This window comes from Brevundimonas sp. FV1ye4L (genome assembly GCF_058681255.1).
The window spans coordinates 2,971,862-2,988,631 of the sequence record NZ_CM178734.1; the positions used below are offsets into that span (position 1 = coordinate 2,971,862).

General features: G+C 66.3%; 17 protein-coding genes. 10 read left to right on the top strand and 7 right to left on the bottom strand.

Annotated features, from left to right (window positions below; translation table 11 throughout):
- The first annotated feature begins 8 nt into the window (after positions 1 to 8).
- From ACW17X_RS14300 to ACW17X_RS14320, 5 genes are all read left to right on the top strand, one after another.
- Entirely contained in the window at positions 9 to 668 is a 660-nt protein-coding gene (locus ACW17X_RS14300) for a CpaD family pilus assembly lipoprotein (protein ID WP_492098380.1), read from the top strand.
- 3 nt (positions 669 to 671) lie between these two features.
- Positions 672 to 2,273 (top strand): cellulose synthase operon protein YhjQ/BcsQ, encoded by a 1,602-nt coding sequence (locus tag ACW17X_RS14305; protein WP_492088949.1) that lies wholly within the window; start codon positions 672 to 674, stop codon positions 2,271 to 2,273.
- Positions 2,274 to 2,498: 225 nt separating this feature from the next.
- Complete coding sequence (locus ACW17X_RS14310; protein WP_492100477.1) at positions 2,499 to 3,947, top strand: TadA family conjugal transfer-associated ATPase; 1,449 nt, start codon at positions 2,499 to 2,501, stop codon at positions 3,945 to 3,947.
- 4 nt (positions 3,948 to 3,951) lie between these two features.
- Complete coding sequence (locus ACW17X_RS14315; protein WP_492098382.1) at positions 3,952 to 4,932, top strand: type II secretion system F family protein; 981 nt, start codon at positions 3,952 to 3,954, stop codon at positions 4,930 to 4,932.
- 10 nt (positions 4,933 to 4,942) lie between these two features.
- The gene (locus ACW17X_RS14320; protein ID WP_492098384.1) at positions 4,943 to 5,923 is read left to right on the top strand and encodes a type II secretion system F family protein; all 981 of its coding nucleotides are present in this window, start codon (positions 4,943 to 4,945) and stop codon (positions 5,921 to 5,923) included.
- Between the two features lie 14 nt (positions 5,924 to 5,937).
- On the opposite strand, the gene ACW17X_RS14325 is transcribed toward ACW17X_RS14320, so the two are convergent.
- Genes ACW17X_RS14325 through ACW17X_RS14340 form a run of 4 tightly spaced genes read right to left on the bottom strand, consistent with a single transcriptional unit; the run spans position 5,938 to position 8,579 of the window.
- Complete coding sequence (locus tag ACW17X_RS14325) at positions 5,938 to 6,369, bottom strand: SRPBCC domain-containing protein (protein WP_492098386.1); 432 nt, start codon at positions 6,367 to 6,369, stop codon at positions 5,938 to 5,940.
- 41 nt (positions 6,370 to 6,410) lie between these two features.
- Positions 6,411 to 6,761 carry a hypothetical protein gene (locus tag ACW17X_RS14330; RefSeq protein WP_492026597.1) on the bottom strand — a complete coding sequence of 117 codons (351 nt, stop codon included), beginning with the start codon at positions 6,759 to 6,761 and terminating at the stop codon, positions 6,411 to 6,413.
- 58 nt (positions 6,762 to 6,819) lie between these two features.
- Positions 6,820 to 7,536, bottom strand: coding sequence for a hypothetical protein (locus ACW17X_RS14335; protein ID WP_492098387.1), 717 nt, complete (start codon positions 7,534 to 7,536; stop codon positions 6,820 to 6,822).
- On the bottom strand, positions 7,533 to 8,579 hold the full coding sequence (locus ACW17X_RS14340; protein ID WP_492098389.1) for a GSCFA domain-containing protein: 1,047 nt from the start codon (positions 8,577 to 8,579) through the stop codon (positions 7,533 to 7,535). The genes ACW17X_RS14335 and ACW17X_RS14340 overlap by 4 nt, the downstream gene beginning before the upstream one ends.
- Before the next feature lie 105 nt (positions 8,580 to 8,684).
- On the opposite strand from ACW17X_RS14340, the gene ACW17X_RS14345 reads away from it, so the two are divergent.
- On the top strand, positions 8,685 to 9,989 hold the full coding sequence (locus ACW17X_RS14345) for an amidohydrolase (RefSeq protein ID WP_492098391.1): 1,305 nt from the start codon (positions 8,685 to 8,687) through the stop codon (positions 9,987 to 9,989).
- Between the two features lie 5 nt (positions 9,990 to 9,994).
- Positions 9,995 to 10,303: a hypothetical protein gene (locus ACW17X_RS14350; RefSeq protein ID WP_492098393.1), complete on the top strand. Its 309-nt coding sequence runs from the start codon at positions 9,995 to 9,997 to the stop codon at positions 10,301 to 10,303.
- Positions 10,304 to 10,891: 588 nt separating this feature from the next.
- Here the strand turns inward: ACW17X_RS14350 and ACW17X_RS14355 are convergent.
- Positions 10,892 to 11,674, bottom strand: coding sequence for a hypothetical protein (locus ACW17X_RS14355; protein ID WP_492098395.1), 783 nt, complete (start codon positions 11,672 to 11,674; stop codon positions 10,892 to 10,894).
- Positions 11,675 to 12,005: 331 nt separating this feature from the next.
- On the bottom strand, positions 12,006 to 13,193 hold the full coding sequence (gene dapE, locus ACW17X_RS14360) for a succinyl-diaminopimelate desuccinylase (RefSeq protein ID WP_492098396.1): 1,188 nt from the start codon (positions 13,191 to 13,193) through the stop codon (positions 12,006 to 12,008).
- Between the two features lie 42 nt (positions 13,194 to 13,235).
- On the opposite strand from dapE, the gene ACW17X_RS14365 reads away from it, so the two are divergent.
- Together ACW17X_RS14365 and ACW17X_RS14370 are read left to right on the top strand one after the other, a co-directional pair.
- The gene (locus tag ACW17X_RS14365) at positions 13,236 to 13,712 is read left to right on the top strand and encodes a cupin domain-containing protein (protein WP_492098398.1); all 477 of its coding nucleotides are present in this window, start codon (positions 13,236 to 13,238) and stop codon (positions 13,710 to 13,712) included.
- Positions 13,709 to 14,974 carry an MFS transporter gene (locus ACW17X_RS14370; RefSeq protein ID WP_492098400.1) on the top strand — a complete coding sequence of 422 codons (1,266 nt, stop codon included), beginning with the start codon at positions 13,709 to 13,711 and terminating at the stop codon, positions 14,972 to 14,974. The genes ACW17X_RS14365 and ACW17X_RS14370 overlap by 4 nt, the downstream gene beginning before the upstream one ends.
- 139 nt (positions 14,975 to 15,113) lie before the next feature.
- On the opposite strand, the gene ACW17X_RS14375 is transcribed toward ACW17X_RS14370, so the two are convergent.
- A complete protein-coding gene (locus ACW17X_RS14375) occupies positions 15,114 to 16,139 on the bottom strand; it encodes a 2'-deoxycytidine 5'-triphosphate deaminase (protein WP_492088961.1) in 1,026 nt (341 codons plus the stop codon).
- Between the two features lie 81 nt (positions 16,140 to 16,220).
- On the opposite strand from ACW17X_RS14375, the gene apaG reads away from it, so the two are divergent.
- Positions 16,221 to 16,628, top strand: a complete 408-nt coding sequence (apaG, locus tag ACW17X_RS14380; protein ID WP_183196680.1) for a Co2+/Mg2+ efflux protein ApaG — start codon at positions 16,221 to 16,223, stop codon at positions 16,626 to 16,628.
- Positions 16,629 to 16,770: the final 142 nt, after the last annotated feature.

Sequence of the window (16,770 nt, forward strand, 5' to 3'; positions counted from 1 at the left end):
GCCGCCCCATGATCAGATTCGCCGCCATCGCCGCCGTCTCGGCCCTGGTTTCGGCCTGCGCCGCCAACGGATCGACCGGCGCGCCGCCCCTGAACGCCGCTTCCCGCTATGTGCTGCAGGTCGAACCGGGCGTCGATCGCATCGCTCTGGCGGTGCACGACGGCGGGCTGTCGACCACTCAGCAGGCGGCCCTGGCGGATCTCGCCGCCCGTTTCGTTCAGGCGCGCGGGGACATCATCCGTGTCGAGACCCCGACCGGCGACGATCCGGTCGCGCATCAGGTCGCCTGGAACACCCGTGACGCCCTGGTCGCGCGCGGCGTCCCGGCCGCCCGGGTTCGGGTCGTCTCCTATGACGCCCCCGCCGCCCGTGCGCCGATCCTCGCCGGGTTCGAGACCGTGAAGGCCTTCATTCCCAACTGCGCCGCCACCCAGGCCGGCATGCGGTCCAGTTTCTCGAACCAGCCGTCGGCGTCGTTCGGTTGCGCCGTGACCGCCAATCTGGCCGCCCAGATCGCCAATCCCCGCGACATCGTCACTCCGGCCGCCCTCGCCGCGTCGGACACGGGGCGTCGGGGCAAGGTGTTTGACACCTATCGCGCCGGCGTCACCACCTCGGCGCCGCAAGAGCCGTTGATCGACGGCGAAATCTCCAGAGCGGTCGACTAGTTCATGACTATCCCCGCTTCCCGAACCCCCGAGCCCTACGACGATCCCTATGACGTCGATATGGATTTTTCGGAGGCCGCCGCCTTCCCCAGCGAGCCTGCGCGTTCGCCGCTTCAGTTCACGCCGCCCGCCTCTATGCCGACTTCAGCGGAAGCCCAGTCCGTGACCCCGCCGACCGCCGGCGCCGGCTTCAATCCTGTCGGCGACCTGCTGGCCCAGGCCCAGTCGACCCTGACGCCGGCGCCGCAGGAGACGCTGGCGCCGGCGGACCTGGCCGCGTCTGATCTCGCCCCCTCAGGCCTGCCGCCCGCCGGTTTGGCGCCTGCGACCCTGGCCCCCGTCGGTTTGGCCCCGTCCAGCGCCATCGGCGAAGTGTCGGTGCCGCGCATCGCCATCCATGTCTTCGCCGAGCGCCAGGACACCCTGGCGGCGGCCGAGCGCGCCGCCCAGGACCGTCGCCTGTCGCGCGCCACCACCCAGATCCGCATCGGCGGGATCATGGCCGCCGTGGCCGCTTATCAGCACGAGCCGACCCCGCCGCTGATCATCGTCGAATGCCTGAAGGACCCCCAGACCCTGCTGTGGGAGGTCGATCAGCTGGCCGAGGTCTGCGACGCAGGCACCAAGGTCGTCGTCGTCGGCCCGACCAATGACATCCTGCTGTTCCGCGAGCTGATGCGTCGCGGCGTCAGCGAATATCTGGTGGGGCCGCTGCAGCCGCTCCAGTTGATCGCGGCCATCGGCGGCCTGTTCAACGACCCGGCCCAACCCTTCGTCGGCCGCTCCATCGCCTTCGTCGGCGCGCGGGGCGGGGCGGGGGCCTCGGCCGTGGCGCACAACACCGCCTATGCGATCTCGGAACGGATCGGCGCCAACACGGTCATCGTCGACTATGACCTGCCGTTCGGCACCGCCGGCCTGGATTTCAACCAGGATCCGCTGAGCGGCGTCGCCGACGCCCTGGGTCAGCCCGACCGACTGGATTCGACCCTGCTGGACCGGATGATGGTCCGTTGCACCGACAAGCTCAGCCTGTTCGCGGCGCCCGCCACCCTGGACACCGACTGGGACATTTCGACCGAGGCCTTCGAAGAGGTGACGACGCGCATCCGCTCGACCGCTCCCTTCGTAGTCCTGGACCTGCCGCACCTGTGGTCGCCGTGGATGCGCCGCACCCTGATCAGCGCCGATGAAGTGGTGATCGTGGCCACGCCGGACCTGGCCTCGCTGCGCAACGCCAAGAACATGATGGACCTGATCCGCTCGGGTCGGCCGAACGACGCCCCGCCCCGCCTAGTGCTGAACCAGGTGGGCGTGCCGGCCCGTCCCGAGATCCCGGCCAAGGACTTCGGCGCCGCCCTGGGCGTTCACCCCAGCCTGATTATTCCGTTCGACGCCAAGACCTTCGGCGCCGCCGCCAACAACGGCCAGATGATCTTGGACGCGGGCGCCAAGACCAAGGCGGCCGAGGCCTTCCAGACCCTGGCCCAGATCGTCTCGCAGCGCGAGATTCCGGCGCTGGCCGGACCCAAGGCCAAGCCGGGCAAGACCAGCGGCGCGACCGAGTCCAAGTCGCTGTTCGCCGGCATGTTCAAGAAGCGCTGACGGGTGTTCGGAAAGCGCACAGGCCAGCCCGGCGCCGCGACGGTCCCCCTGCGTCCCGCGCCCGCCGCCGGCGCAGGGCCTGAGGTCGGGACCACCTCGCGCCAGCCGACGCCAGGCGTGCAGACCGAGGCCTTCGCCTTTGGGGGCCCCGAATCGGAGCCTGTGGCTGAAGCCTTCGCCGCGGCCGACGCTCCCGCCCAGTTCGGCGGCGCCTCGTCCGGCACGATGGCCGGCGCGGCGAAGGCCGACCGGCTCGACGCCCTGGCCTCTCGCCCCGCGCCCGATGCGCCGCATCCGGCCGCCGCTGCTCCAGGCGGCAAACCCGGGCCCGGCCCCAAGGCCACGGCCGGCTTCGAACAGCTGAAAAAGGCTCAAGCGGTCGCCGAGATCGTCCGGGAACAGAGCGACTATTACCACGCGACGAAGACCACCATCTTCAACGCGCTGATGAACACGATCGACCTGGCCCAGCTGGCTCAGCTGGACACCAAGGCCGCGTCGGAAGAAATCCGCGACATCGTCGCCGAACTGGTGGCGATCAAGAACGTCTCCATGTCGGTTGCCGAGCAGGAGCATCTGGTCCAGGACATCGTCAACGACGTCCTCGGCTATGGCCCGCTGGAGCCGCTGCTGTCCCGCGACGACATCGCCGACATCATGGTCAATGGCGCCGGCCGGGTCTTCATCGAGGTCGCGGGCAAGGTCCAGCTGACCAATGTGCGGTTCCGCGACAACAACCAGTTGATGAACATCTGCCAGCGGATCGTGTCCCAGGTGGGCCGCCGCGTCGACGAGTCGAGCCCGATCTGCGACGCGCGACTGCCCGACGGATCGCGCGTCAACGTCATCGCCCCGCCCCTGGCGCTGGACGGCCCGACCCTGACGATCCGGAAGTTCAAGAAGGACAAGCTGACGATGAAGAACCTGGTGGACTACAAGTCCATCAGTCCCGAGGGCGCGCGCGTCCTGGGCGTCATCGGCGCCTCGCGCTGCAATATCGTCATTTCGGGCGGCACCGGCTCGGGCAAGACGACCCTGCTCAACACCCTGACCGCCTTCATCGACCCGACCGAACGCGTCATCACCTGCGAGGACGCCGCCGAGCTTCAGCTGCAACAGCCGCACGTCGTGCGCCTGGAAACCCGACCGCCGAACCTGGAGGGCCAGGGCACCATCACCATGCGCGACCTGGTGAAGAACTGCCTGCGGATGCGTCCCGAACGGATCATCGTCGGCGAGGTGCGCGGCCCCGAGGCCTTCGACCTGTTGCAGGCCATGAACACGGGCCACGACGGCTCCATGGGCACGCTGCACGCCAACTCCCCCCGCGAGGCCATCAGCCGGATGGAGTCCATGATCACCATGGGCGGCTACGGCCTGCCGTCCAAGACCATCCGAGAGATGATCGTCGGCTCGGTCGACGTCATCATTCAGGCCGCCCGCCTGCGCGACGGCTCGCGCCGCATCACCCACATCACCGAGGTGGTCGGGCTGGAAGGCGACGTGATCGTGACCCAGGATCTGTTCGTCTACGACATCACCGGCGAAGACGAGCACGGCAAGGTCATTGGCCGCCACCGCTCGACCGGCATCGCCCGTCCCCGCTTCTGGGACCGCGCCCGCTACTATGGGCTCGAGCGCGAACTGGCCGACGCCCTCGACGCGGCGGAGTAGGGACATGTTGCCGATCCTCGCGGCGGTCCTCGCCTTCATCACCATCGGCGGCCTGGGCTGGGTCTTCGTCGGCGGCGACGATTCTTCCGGTCAGGCGATCAAACGCGCCAAGAGCCTGGGCGAAGGCAAGCGCGACGCCGCGGTCGCTCGCAAGGCCGCCGCCGCCGCCAATACGCCCGAGGCGCGCCGCAAACAGATCATGGTCCAGCTTCAGGAAGCGGACCGGCGCGAGCGCAAGGCGCGCGCCAACATGTCCGCCAAGCTCAAACAGGCGGGTCTGTCGATCAGTGTGCGGACATTCTACATCGCCAGCGGCGTCATCGGCCTGATCGCCGGCTTCGCCGCCCTGCTGGGGGGGCTGAATGTTCTGCTGGCGCTCGGCGTCGGGGTGATCGTCGGCCTGGGCCTGCCACGCTGGGTCGTCGGCTTCCTGGCCAAGCGGCGGATGAAGAAATTCTCGCTCGAGTTTCCCAATGCGGTGGACGTGATCGTGCGCGGCATCAAGTCGGGCCTGCCTGTCCACGAGTGTTTCAAGATCATCGCCCGCGAGAGTCCCGCGCCCCTGGGGCCGGCGTTCAAGAAGCTGGTTGAGGCCCTGGGCGTCGGCATGACGCTGGAGCAGGCGCTGGACAAGATGTTCGAACAGATGCCGACGCCCGAACTGCGCTTCTTCACCATCGTCATCGCCATCCAGCAGAAGACCGGCGGCAACCTGGCCGAAGCCCTGGGCAATCTGTCGACCGTGCTGCGCGCCCGTCGGATGATGGCCGAGAAGGTCAAGGCCCTGTCGTCCGAGGCCCTGGCTTCCGCCGGCATCATCGCCGCCCTGCCGCCGGCGGTCATGACCATGGTCATGTTCTCGAGCCCCAGCTACATGATGATCCTCTTCACCGACATGCGCGGCAACTTCCTGCTGCTGGTCGCGGCCGCCTTGATGAGCCTGGGCGTCTTCGTGATGAAGCGCATGATCTCGTTCAAGATCTGAGGCGGGGACCATGGACGGCTTCATCCGCTTCATCACCGATCCGCAGAACCTGCTCAGCCTCGGCGTGGGCGTGCTGGTCTTCGCCACGGTCCTGACCCTGCTGTCGTCGATGACCGGCGGGGTCAAGCTGGACAAGCGGATGAAGGCGGTGTCCGAACGGCGCGACGAGCTCAAGCGCCGCTCGCGGGCCGCCATCCACACCGGCTCAGGCGGCCTGCGTCACACCGACGACGGCGGCTTCAAGAAACGGGTCGTGGATCGGCTGAACCTCACCCAGCTGCTGGAAGACCCTAAGGTCGCCGACCAGATGGCCCAGGCCGGCTATCGCGGGCCGCGCCCGCTGACCACCTTCTACTTCTTCCGCTTCGCCTCGCCCTTCCTCTTCCTGGTCGTCGCGGCCTTCTACATGTTCGTGATCAAGATCGTGGACTGGCCCACGATGCAGAAGATCACCGCCTGTATGGCCGCCGCCGTGGCCGGCTTCTATGCGCCGAACCTGTTCCTGACCAACCGGATCACCAAGCGCCGCACCTCGATCATGCAGGCCTTTCCCGACGCCCTCGACCTGCTGCTGATCTGCGTCGAGGCGGGCATGTCGATCGAGGCGGCCATCGCCAAGGTCAGCCAGGAGATCGGCACCTCGTCCATCGACCTGGCCGAAGAACTGTCCCTGCTGTCGGCCGAGCTCTCCTATCTGCCCGACCGCCGCATGGCCTATGAGAATCTGGGCAAGCGGACCAATCATCCCGGCGTCAAATCCGTCGCCGTCGCCATGACCCAGGCCGAGACCTACGGCACGCCCCTGTCCTCGGCCCTGCGGGTCATGGCCAAGGAAAACCGCGATCTGCGGCTGTCTACGGCCGAGAAGAAGGCCTCGGCCCTGCCGGCACAGCTGACCGTGCCGATGATCCTGTTCTTCCTGCCGGTCCTGTTCATCGTCATCCTGGGCCCGGCGATCCTGAACATCATGGACACCATGGCCAAGGGCTGAGATCAGGCTTCCATTCAGGCTTCGGCCGCCGCCTTCAGCCGATCGACGATGTCCTGGTGCGCGTCGCGCAAGGCGATCCGGTGCTTGTCGTGGAACAGCTCGCCCCTCAGGCCCGCGAACTTGTGCGCCGACGAGACTATGCAACTGCCCTTTTCCAGCTCCTCGATGTCGATGTAGCGCAGGGTGCGGAACAGGAAGCCCCGGTTCTCGGTCCAGACCAGCCGCACATAGGGCCGCCAGTCGGCGATGCGGGCGGTGACGCGCCGTTCCGGCTGACCCGGAAAGGCCTCGGTCAGGCTCAGTTGCCCGCCGAAGGCGATGGCGCCCTCGACCTGGGTCTCGAACGAATTCCATTCGCTCCAGCGCGACAGGTCGCTGACCAGCTCCCAGATCCGGTCGGAGGTCGCTCGCACGCCGGCGCGTTTCTCGATCTTCGTGTCGTCCATGCCGCCGATCTGGCACGACTGGACGGCGGAAGAAAGACGTCTCAGTCGGGGACGACCACCTTCAGCCGCCGCCCATCGTCCAGCCCCAGCCGCGTCTTGACCTCGAACAGGTCGGCGCCGGCCGGGATGATCAGCAGTTTCTTGGGATGGGCGGCGTTGACCGCCACCACACCGCCCTTGGGGCAGATGTCGAAACAGTCGGTACCCGCCACTGTCAGCTCCCCCTTGCGCCCCTTCTTGCCCTTCTTCAGGTGGAGATATTTGCGCAGGGCCTTCTTCAAGGTCAGGTCGCCGTCCGGCCCGAACCCGCCATCCAGCTTCTTTGAACACTTGCGACACACCAGCACGACGTCGCGCCACTCGGTCGTCGTACTCTTGATCGGCTTGGCCATGACGGATTGCCCTTGGAAACGGTTAGACCGCCGGAGTTGTAGAATGAGGGACGTCGATCTAGCCGTGATAGCCCAGTCCTTCCAGAAAGGCTTGGAGCCAAAGCGCGCCGAAGTGGTCGTTCATGTGAATGCGGTCGTCGTCGCCGTGCGGGTCGTCGCCGCGATCGGCGCCGACCGCCAGTCGTTTCGAGCCGGCGGAGTAGGACAGGCTGGTGTTCTGGCCGTTCACGATGGTTTCGACCGGCTGGGTCCAGAGGCGAGCGTTCATGGGCCGGTAGACCAGGGCGTTCAGCCTTTCCATGCCTTTGACATAGGCGGCGGTCGCGGCCTCTCCGGCCGGTTCCATCGCAGGCAAGGGTTCATGCCCCAGATGGACCGGGCCGTCGTAGATTCGCCGCAGCTTGTTCAACGTCCGCATGGAGAGCGTGTCCGACGACAGGTCCCCGGCCGCTCTTTTCAATACCTCGTGCGAATAGACGACGTCTGTCGGCAGTATCCAGGGAAGGGCGCCCATCCCGTAGAGCAGGATGTGATCATATCGGCCGGGATCGATCGAGGTCGCGCCGCCTGAGGTGAAGGCCAGGCTCTGCTCCAAGTCTTCATTGTCCGGGCGCAGAAGACCATCGACCACCTCAAGGCCATCCAGTCTGTTCGCGCGGTGTCCGAAGAAGGTGATGTCTAGGCGAGGGGAAGCGCCGGCGCCGATGATGTCCCATCCGCCCTTCAGGCTCGCGATGTGACTGTTGCCGATGACGCAAATCCTTGCTGCGCTCATGACGGCCGTCCAAAGGCGTCGAGCAGGGCCTCGTCACAGATTTCTTCGGACTGCGACTGTGGATCGGTCGGGCGGCCGGTTTGCTGCCGATCGTCATTGCCGAAGGATGACAGGAAATGGCTCAGGACGAAGTCGACTCCGGAACGTTCGACCTGTCGCTGATTGGGCTTGAAGAAAATCCCTCGTGAGGTCGGGCTGTGAATGATTTCGTAGGACGGGAAATAGTCCACAAATTCGCTGTGCGTAGAAAGATCTCCCGCGACGGCCCTCAGGATTGATTTGGAATGACTCGTCGCCGACAAGATGTGGCGGCCTGCCATCGTCGCCGTCAGAGCGACGGGCGAGACCGTGAGGATGATGTTCAGCTCCGGATTGACCGACCGCATCATCTCCAGGGCCTGTTCGAGGTTGCTTCTCACGCTTGAATAGTCGTGATTGCGAAATTGGTGAACCGCGGGGTCGAACTCGCCATGTTTGACGCCCGGGCAGATCTGATACTCGTAGTCCAGATCACTGTTGCGCCAGTATTCAGTCAGTCCCAGCGTAAATATGAATATGTCCGATTTTGTGATCGCGCGCAGGAAGGCGCTTATCGCTTCTGATCGTGATGCGTGCAGTTCATCCAGTGAAACAAATCCGGACGGTTCGATGCTTGGACGTATCGGATCGACATAACGACCGTCGCCGTCTTGCCAGTACTCCGTGGGCGGATGTGAAGCGCCCGTCGCCCACGACGTCCACTGTCGCAGCATGGATGTCGTGTAGATATTGCCCGTCCGGCAAGTGAATATATCGTAGTTGAACGCTCGCGCCCCGGCCTCCGAGAGACCGGGCGGCGGCGGCTCTGTGGACAGCCAGCCATAGCCCCGATCGCGCAGGCTTCGCCCGATGTGCTGTGCGAAACAGGAGCCGAAGGTCGAGATGGCGGTTGCGGGCGACAGGGAGAATTTGGGCGTCCACAGGTCCTCGATCTCAAAGATCGACCGGGTGGCCACCGCCGTCCGCCAGAAGGCGCTTTCGGGCAGGTTTTCATAGGGGTTCATCGTCGCGCCTTCGTCGGTTGCCCATTCGAGGTTAGACCGGGTTGCGGATTCGTGGCTAGCTGTCCGCCGGCATCCTAGGGCCTCACGACTTCACAGGATCTTCATATGCGTCGCCTGTTCGCCGCCTCCACCCTGACGCTGCTGCTCGCAGCCGGCTCCGCCCAGGCTCAGGCGGTCGAGGCCGTCGCCGTGGACGCCGCCGTCCAGCGCGTGACGCCCCAGGTGGTCGAATGGCGCCGCGACTTCCACCAGCATCCGGAACTGGGCTTCGCCGAGACCCGCTCGGCCGCCGTCATCGCTGACCATCTGCGGTCCCTGGGGCTGGAGGTCCGCACCGGGGTCGGCAAGACCGGCGTCGTCGGCGTCCTGCACGGCGCCCGTCCGGGCCGCGTCGTGGCCCTGCGCGCCGACATGGACGCCTTGCCGGTGCAGGAGGCGACGGGCCTCGCCTTCGCCTCCACCGCCACGGGAACCTATATGGGCAATACGGTTCCCGTGGCCCACGCTTGCGGCCACGATATGCACATGGCCATGTTGATGGGCGCGGCCCAGGTTTTAGCCGGGATGAAGGATCAGATCGCCGGCACGGTGGTCTTCGTCTTCCAGCCGGCGGAGGAGGGCGCTCCTCCCGGCGAGCCCAAGGGCGGCGCCGCCCTGATGATCGCCGAGGGCGCGCTGAACGATCCGAAGCCCGAGGCCATCTTCGGCCTGCACGTCGTGCCCGGCCGCCCGGGCAGCGTCTTCTACCGCCCCGAAGGCTTCATGGCCGCCTCCGACCGGGTCGATATCGTGCTGAAGGGCAAACAGACCCACGGCGCCTGGCCCTGGCGCGGCGTGGACGTGATCGCGGTGGCGGGCCAGGTGATCGAGACGGTCAACACCCTGACCGCCCGCACGGTCGATCCGACCACCACCCCGACGGTCTTCACCATCGCCACCCTGAACGCCGGCGTCCGCTATAATATCATCCCCGACAGCGCGACCCTGTCGGGCACGCTTCGCACCTTCGACGTCGCCCAGCGCGACGCCCTAGTCGCCCGGGCCGAGACCGCCATCGACCACGTCGCCGCCGCCTATGGCGCCACCGCCGAGTTCGGCGTCAAACAGAACGCCGCCCTCGTCTTCAACGACCCCGGCCTGTCCGCCTGGCTGGCCCCGGTCCTGACCGAGGCGGCGGGCGAGGGCAACGTCAACCCCGCCACGCCCCCGACCACGGTGGCCGAGGACTTCAGCTATTTCCAGCAGGCCATCCCCGGCGTCTTCTACCATCTTGGAGCCAGTCCTGACGGCGTGGACCCGGCACAGTCGGCGCCGAACCATTCGCCGGAGTTCTCACCGAACGAGAAGGTCCTGCCGCTGGGGGTGAAGACGCACGTCCTGACGGCGCTGCGGTTCCTGGAGCGGAGTTAGGGGGAATGCACGTCACGATCGCCGCTCTGGCCGATGCTGTTCATGAGACTGCGCGCTACCTTGAACGGCATGGCGACGTCTGGGTGGTTCAGCGGCTCGATCGGCTGAAAGACCGACTGGATCGCGGCGATCTGGACAGTATAACCACGGCAATTTCCGAGGCGACGGGAGGAATGGGCTCCCTCAACGACCGAATTCTGGGGCCTGAGGAAGGCGACGCCTCCGCCAACGTCCGCCTCAGAAAACTCGTGAACGCCATTGAGCAGGCCGCTCGTAACGCTGCCTCCGACCACGGCGTTCGGTTGGATCGCTAAGCGTTGCCGGAATGAAGCTCTTGCTCGTCGCCCTTCTCATGCTCTCCGGATGCACGGCGCACACAGTACGCGCGCCTGATCACAGACCCGACGTCCTCCACTTGGAGAGCCGCCAGATCGAGCGCAGTTGCGGCGTCGCCGAAGGCTCGCTTCTGCATCCGACCAGCAGCGGTGACCTTGAGGTGTGGTCCACTGCGGGGGCGGATTTGGCCTATGCCAAGTTTGATTGCGTCTGGACTGCCGTTCAGAAGGCAGGGCTGAGCGAGCGAGGGATCAGGATCGTCCTGATGGGAGAAGATGGGCCGGAATAGGCCCTGACTTTGCCTTGTAGATATTCGTCTCTCGGCCGGCTTCCCGTCGAAAGCGCCCCTTGGACCCAGGGCGATGGTTTCGCGGCTTGAGGCGAGGACAACGACGCCGCCACCTCAAACCTAACCCTTGGACAGATGCCTGTCCTTGGCCACGCCTTTGAATGACCCGTTCATTGATCGACCCAAGACGGATGCGGCGACGGTCTTCGATGACTTCGAGGCTCTAGGATCCGACAGCACCTTCGAAGCGACCGAGGCCGCCTGACGGGTCGGCGTCTTACTGACCCCCAAGGTCGACCGCAGGCTCGACGCCGCGGCCACGGACTTCGATTGCTGCCTCAGCCAATCGATTTGCGATGGCGTCAATGGATTCGAGACGACAAAGGTTTTGCCCTTCGACTTCGGTGAGGCAGTCGAGGCCGTGGCCGAACCACGTGTTCCAGAAGTCTTCGAGGGGGTCTCCATGTCTTTCCCTTAGCATATTCAGGGTGTGGGGTTGGAGCGCAATTTGGGCCGCGTCGCGACTTTGAGTGAGCGTCGTCATACCGATCACCTGACCGCCGTTGACCTCGATATAGCCCTTCAAATTCGCCAGTGTTCCGCCCAGCCCCACATGGTCGTCAATTAGAATATAATCCGCATTTTCTATGACTTTGCCTTCGAAAGCGGCCGGCGTCACCATGCGGTTGAACGCTCTCGCCCTCGTGTGGCCGACGGTGTTGTTTTGCACGATCTCGCCGGAACTGACCGGCCGCCTTAGGTCGGCGCCTAGCACCTGCGCCATGGCGTCGGGGATGGCGTTGAAGCCTGTCGTCTCCAGGGCGGTGATCGGCAGAAGGATGACCGCACGGGCGCCGATGAGCTGACGAAGCTGATCTGTCACGGCTGCCGAAAGCAGATCCTCCGCCAAGGCGAAGGCGGCCTCCTCGTTGCCGGCCTTGGCGTCTTCGTAGGCGGGGTGGTGATCTCTAAGAGCCGTGTCCGAATGCACGGCCACCCGGGGAAAATTGACCGGCCAAGGAGTCCTGGGGGCAAAGCCGTTGGCGGCGGGCGGTCTCATGTCCTCGCCACAACACCAGATCGGTGAGCAGAAATCCATCGCGCCCGAACGCACGAGGTCATGTTCGAGACGTCACTGATCTGAAAGTTTCTGATCAGCCTTGGTCGCGGCGATCCTTCCCATCCCAATTCCGTAACCAAACCCCCGCCTTTTCAACTCCCTACCGCCCGCAAACACCCCTCAACCCACCACGCCCCAAAACCGTGCGACACTCCTCGTCCGGTCTTTGACAACCCAATCCCCCACACCCCGCGCCCCGGCCTCGCCGCGTGCGAAATAGACGAAAATAGACTCCATTTTTTCGCAGTGGATTGAGTCTATTTCCCCGGCCTCACAGCCGCTCGAACACCGTCTCGATCACCCGGCGATAGACCGCCGCCAGGGTCTCCAGCTCCGCTGTCGGCACTCGTTCGTCGATCTGGTGCATGGTCTGGCCGACCAGGCCCAGTTCCAGCACCGGGCATAGGGCGCGGATGAAGCGGGCGTCGGAGGTGCCGCCGGTGGTCGAGGCCTCGGGCCGGCGGCCGGCGACGGCCTCGACCGCGTCCTGCACCGCCGCGACGAAGACCCCCGGCTCGGTCAGGAAGGCCTCGCCCGAGCACAGGTGCTCCAGGGTGATCTGCAGCCCGGTCTCGGCCTGCATGGCCCCGGCCTCGCGGTTCAGCCAGTCGATCAGACCGTCCCCCGTATGGCTGGGGTTGAAGCGGATGTTCAGCCGCGCCTTCGCCTCCGCCGGAATGATGTTGGTCGCCGGATTGCCGATGTCGATGCTGGTGATCTCCAGGTTCGACGGCGGGAAACCCTCATACCCCTGGTCCAAGACATGGTCGTTCAGCCGGCTCATCAGCTTGGCGATGACCGGGGCCGGATTGGCCGCCCGTTCGGGATAGGCGACGTGGCCCTGTTTGCCCGTGACCGTGATCCAGGTGTTCAGCGAGCCGCGCCGCCCGACCTTGATCATGTCGCCCAGATGCTGCGACGAGGACGGTTCGCCGACCACGCAGGCGTCGATCACCTCGCCCTCGGCCATCAGGGTCTCGACCACCCGTTTGGTGCCGTGAAGCGCCGGTCCTTCCTCGTCCCCGGTGATCAGGAAGGAGAGGGAGCCTTCGACCTCTCCCTCGGCGATGACCTGGGACACGGCCGCGACCCAGGCGGCGATCCCGCCCTTCATGTCCACCGCGCCCCGGCCGTACAACAGGCCGTCCTTGACCTCGGCGGTGAAGGGTTGCGACGACCACTGCTCGGACGGTCCAGTCGGCACCACGTCCGTATGGCCGGCGAAGCACAGGTTGGGCGAGGCGGTTCCGCGTCGCGCATACAGGTTCTCGATCCGCGCATGGACCCCTTCGCTCCCCGGCCCCTCAAACGCCAGCCGGCGACAGGTGAAGCCCAGGGTCGTCAGATGGCGTTCCAGCACATCCATGGCCCCCTCGTCGGCGGGGGTGACGGACGGAATACGGATCAGGTCGCGGGTCAGTTCGACAGGATCGATCACAGGAGTTGATGCGCGGCTCATGCGCCTATGCTTTACGGACATCGCGTCACGGCGAGAAGTCCCATGCCCAAGATCGACATCGACAGCGCGCCCCGGGGCGACGGCACGACCTATCCCGACGCCTTCGCCGGCCCCTGCCTGCCTCGCCGCCGCTGGAAGCTGGGCGATGCGGCGGGCCTCAGCCAGTTCGGCGTCAATCTGTTGCGCCTGCCCGACGGCGCCTGGTCCAGCCAGCGGCACTGGCACGAAGCCGAGGACGAGTTCGTCATGGTAGTCGAGGGCGAGGTCGTCCTGATCGAGGACGAGGGCGAAACGGTGCTGCGCGCCGGCGACTGCGCCGGCTTCAAGGCCGGCGTCCCCAACGGCCACAGGATCGAGAACCGATCCGGCCGCGAGGCGGTTCTGCTCGAGGTCGGCACGCGTAGCCCGACCGTGACGGCCTGCGACTATCCCGATATCGACATGGTCCTGCCTGCGGGCGCGGACCGCTACTTCCACCGCGACGGTTCGCCCTATCCGAAACAGCCCAGACGCACGTGACCACAGACTCTACCGACACCGCCCCTGCCGAAGGCCCTTCCAGTCCCTGGGGCATCCGCGACTTCCGCCTTTTATGGTTCGGCCGGGTGGTCGCCGTGCTGGCGATCCAGATCCAGTCCTCGGCCCTGTTGTGGCAGGTCTATGAGATCGCCCGGCGCGACCATCCGATCGAGGAGGCCAGCCTGTATCTGGGCCTGGTCGGCCTGTGTCAGTTCCTGCCGCTGCTGGCCTTCACCCTGCCGGCCGGGGCTATGGCCGACCGGCGCGACAGGAAGCGCACGGTGTGGGTCTCCATCCTGGTCGAGGCGGCCTGCGCCGGCTCCTTCCTGGCCATGGCCCTGCACGGAAACCCGCCCCTGTGGGGGTTGCTGGCGGTCGCGGCCCTGTTCGGCGCGGCGCGAGCCTTCCTGGCGCCGGCCAGCCAGGCCTTCCTGCCGATGGTGGTGGGTCGCAAGGCCCTGCCGCCCGCCATCGCGGCCCAGTCCATCGCCTTCCAGACCGGGGCCATCGCCGGCCCGGCCCTGGGCGGGGTGATCGTCGGCGTCAATGTGCCCCTGGCCTATGCGGTGTCCCTGGGCATGTTCCTGCTGGCGGTCGCGGCCTTCATCCTGATCCGTACCAGCGGCCAGCCCGCGCCCCAGGCCAATCCCCTGTCGCCGATCGACTCGGTCAAGGAGGGCCTCGCCTATGTGTGGCAGACCAAGATCGTCCTGGGCGCCATTTCCCTGGACCTTATCGTGGTCCTGTTCGCGGGTGTGGCCCTGTTGACGCCGATCTTCGCGCGCGACATTCTCCATGTCGGCCCCCAGGGGTTCGGCCTGTTGCGGGCCTCGTTCGGGGTCGGCGCCATGGCGGTGGCCATCTATCTGAGCCGCTATCCGATCGTGCGGCACGGCGGCCGGTGGATGTTTGCGGCGGTGGCGGTGTTCGGCCTGTGCACCCTGACCTTCGGCCTGTCCAAGATCGTCTGGCTCAGCGCCCTGGCCCTGTTGATCGGCGGCGGCGCGGACATGATCAGCGTCAACATCCGCCAGACCCTGATCCAGCTGGCCACGCCCGACCATATGCGCGGCCGGGTCTCGTCGGTCTCCATGCTGTTCATCGGCGCCTCGAACGAACTGGGCGAGGCCTATTCCGGGGTCATGGTCCGGCTGCTGGGCGCGGTCGGGGCGGCGGTGTTCGGCGGCTTCGGCGCGCTGGCGGCGACGGGCGCCTGGTCGGCGATGTTCCCGGGGCTGAGGAAGGCGGACAAGCTGACGTGAGCTTCTCCCTCCCCTTCATGGGGAGGGGCGGCGCAGCGCAGCGAAGCCGGGGTGGGGCAGTCAGGACCTCGCTCGCGCCCCTTCGGGCCCCACCCTGATCGCTACGCGATCGTCCCTCCCCATGAAGGGGAGGGAGAGCTCACCACACCCTGAAATGCTTCGACAGCTTCAGGCCCTGGTTCTGATAGTGGCTGCCGCTTTCGCCATACAGGCGGCTGGGGCGTTCGGTCAGGGGTTCGTAGACCAGGCGGGCGACGATCTGGCCATGTTCCAGCAGGAAGGGGGTGTCGTGGGTACGGACCTCCAGCACCCCCTTGGACCCCGCGCCGTGCGCCTCGTCCGTACCGAAGCCGGGGTCGAAGAAGCCGGCGTAGTGGACGCGGAACTCGCCCACCGACGGATCGATGGGGGTCATTTCGGCGGCCTGATCGACCGGGATCTCGACGTCGTCGGACGAGGCCAGGATGTAGAACTCGCCCGGATCCAGCAGCAGTTCGCCACGCCGCAGCGTCAGCGGCTCCCAGAAATCGCGCGGGTCGTGGCCGTCGATATGGTCCAGATCGACCACCCCGGCATGGCGACGCCCGCGGAAGCCGACGATGTCGCCGCCTTGCAGATCGACGCCGACGCTGCGGGTCTCCAGCTTGGGCGGATCGCCGGCCTTGAGCCGCAGCTGGTTCAGCCGGGTGCCGGGCCGCACCAGGATGGAGAAGGTCTGGGGCGCGACCTCCATATAGAGGGGGCCGTCATAGCCCTCGGCCACATCGTCGAAACTGGCGCCCTGATCGGTCAGCAGGCGCACGAAGACATCGACCCGGCCGGTCGAGCTCTTGGGATTGGCGCGGGCGATCAGGCCCTGGGGCAGCTTGAGCCGCTCTTGAAGGCGCACGATATAGACGCAGCCCTTTTCGAGCACGACGCCGGCGTCGGTGATCTCGATGGCGTGCATGGCCACATCGGCGATCCGCTCTTCGACCTTGCGCCGGCCGGGCAGGAAGGAGGCGCGGACACGCCAGGCCTGGTCGGACAGGCGCAGGTCCAGACTGGCCGGCTGGACCTGATCGTGATCGAATTCTGTGTCCGACGTGATGGCGCCTGTGGCGATCAACGTCTCAATGGACTGGGCGGGCAGGATGCCGGGACGGGGCGCTTGGAAGGAGCTCATGGCGTCTGTCTCACACGGTTTTCACGACTTGTCTCCAAGTCGCGCTTGCAGCCCGCGCGCGGCGGGGCGAGCATATAGCCCATGCACGATGGTCCTGCCTATACCGCCGAAACGAACGGCATCCTGATCCGGGTCCGGCCCAGCTATCTGGCGGGCCAGTCCGATCCCGACGAAGGCCGCTGGGTCTGGGCCTATCAGATCGAGATCGTGAACCTGAGCGGATCGACGGTGCAGCTGATGGCCCGCCGCTGGACCATCACCGACGGCCACGGCCATGTCGAAGAGGTGCGCGGACCCGGCGTGGTCGGCGAACAGCCGGTGATCGAACCGGGCGGCAGCTACGCCTACGCCTCGGGCTGTCCGCTGAGCACCGACAGCGGGTCCATGGTCGGCGCCTATTATATGACGGATGCGGACGGGCGCAGTTTCGAGGCGGAGATTCCGGCCTTCTCGCTGGACACGCCCGATGCGCGGCGGGTGCTGAACTGATCGAAAAGCGGATGGGGCTGCGTCAACCCGGATGAACCGCAGCCCCGCCCCCTGAAGTCTCGCCGGCCGCTTGCGCAGGCCGGCGAGGGGGAAGTCGGCTCCCTAAAGAGCATCTGTGACGCGGGGATGACCCGCGCGAAGC

What these genes read in the sequence shown, in the direction of transcription:
- ACW17X_RS14315 (WP_492098382.1), top strand. Translation starts at nt 3,952, where the DNA reads ATGTTGCCGATCCTCGCGGCGGTCCTCGCCTTCATCACCATCGGCGGC.
- apaG (WP_183196680.1), top strand. Translation starts at nt 16,221, where the DNA reads ATGCACGATGGTCCTGCCTATACCGCCGAAACGAACGGCATCCTGATC.
- ACW17X_RS14340 (WP_492098389.1), bottom strand. Translation starts at nt 8,579, where the DNA reads ATGAACCCCTATGAAAACCTGCCCGAAAGCGCCTTCTGGCGGACGGCG.
- dapE (WP_492098396.1), bottom strand. Translation starts at nt 13,193, where the DNA reads ATGAGCCGCGCATCAACTCCTGTGATCGATCCTGTCGAACTGACCCGC.
- ACW17X_RS14355 (WP_492098395.1), bottom strand. Translation starts at nt 11,674, where the DNA reads ATGAGACCGCCCGCCGCCAACGGCTTTGCCCCCAGGACTCCTTGGCCG.
- ACW17X_RS14305 (WP_492088949.1), top strand. Translation starts at nt 672, where the DNA reads ATGACTATCCCCGCTTCCCGAACCCCCGAGCCCTACGACGATCCCTAT.
- ACW17X_RS14325 (WP_492098386.1), bottom strand. Translation starts at nt 6,369, where the DNA reads ATGGACGACACGAAGATCGAGAAACGCGCCGGCGTGCGAGCGACCTCC.
- ACW17X_RS14350 (WP_492098393.1), top strand. Translation starts at nt 9,995, where the DNA reads ATGCACGTCACGATCGCCGCTCTGGCCGATGCTGTTCATGAGACTGCG.
- ACW17X_RS14300 (WP_492098380.1), top strand. Translation starts at nt 9, where the DNA reads ATGATCAGATTCGCCGCCATCGCCGCCGTCTCGGCCCTGGTTTCGGCC.
- ACW17X_RS14335 (WP_492098387.1), bottom strand. Translation starts at nt 7,536, where the DNA reads ATGAGCGCAGCAAGGATTTGCGTCATCGGCAACAGTCACATCGCGAGC.
- ACW17X_RS14365 (WP_492098398.1), top strand. Translation starts at nt 13,236, where the DNA reads ATGCCCAAGATCGACATCGACAGCGCGCCCCGGGGCGACGGCACGACC.
- ACW17X_RS14320 (WP_492098384.1), top strand. Translation starts at nt 4,943, where the DNA reads ATGGACGGCTTCATCCGCTTCATCACCGATCCGCAGAACCTGCTCAGC.
- ACW17X_RS14310 (WP_492100477.1), top strand. Translation starts at nt 2,499, where the DNA reads ATGGCCGGCGCGGCGAAGGCCGACCGGCTCGACGCCCTGGCCTCTCGC.
- ACW17X_RS14375 (WP_492088961.1), bottom strand. Translation starts at nt 16,139, where the DNA reads ATGAGCTCCTTCCAAGCGCCCCGTCCCGGCATCCTGCCCGCCCAGTCC.
- ACW17X_RS14330 (WP_492026597.1), bottom strand. Translation starts at nt 6,761, where the DNA reads ATGGCCAAGCCGATCAAGAGTACGACGACCGAGTGGCGCGACGTCGTG.
- ACW17X_RS14345 (WP_492098391.1), top strand. Translation starts at nt 8,685, where the DNA reads ATGCGTCGCCTGTTCGCCGCCTCCACCCTGACGCTGCTGCTCGCAGCC.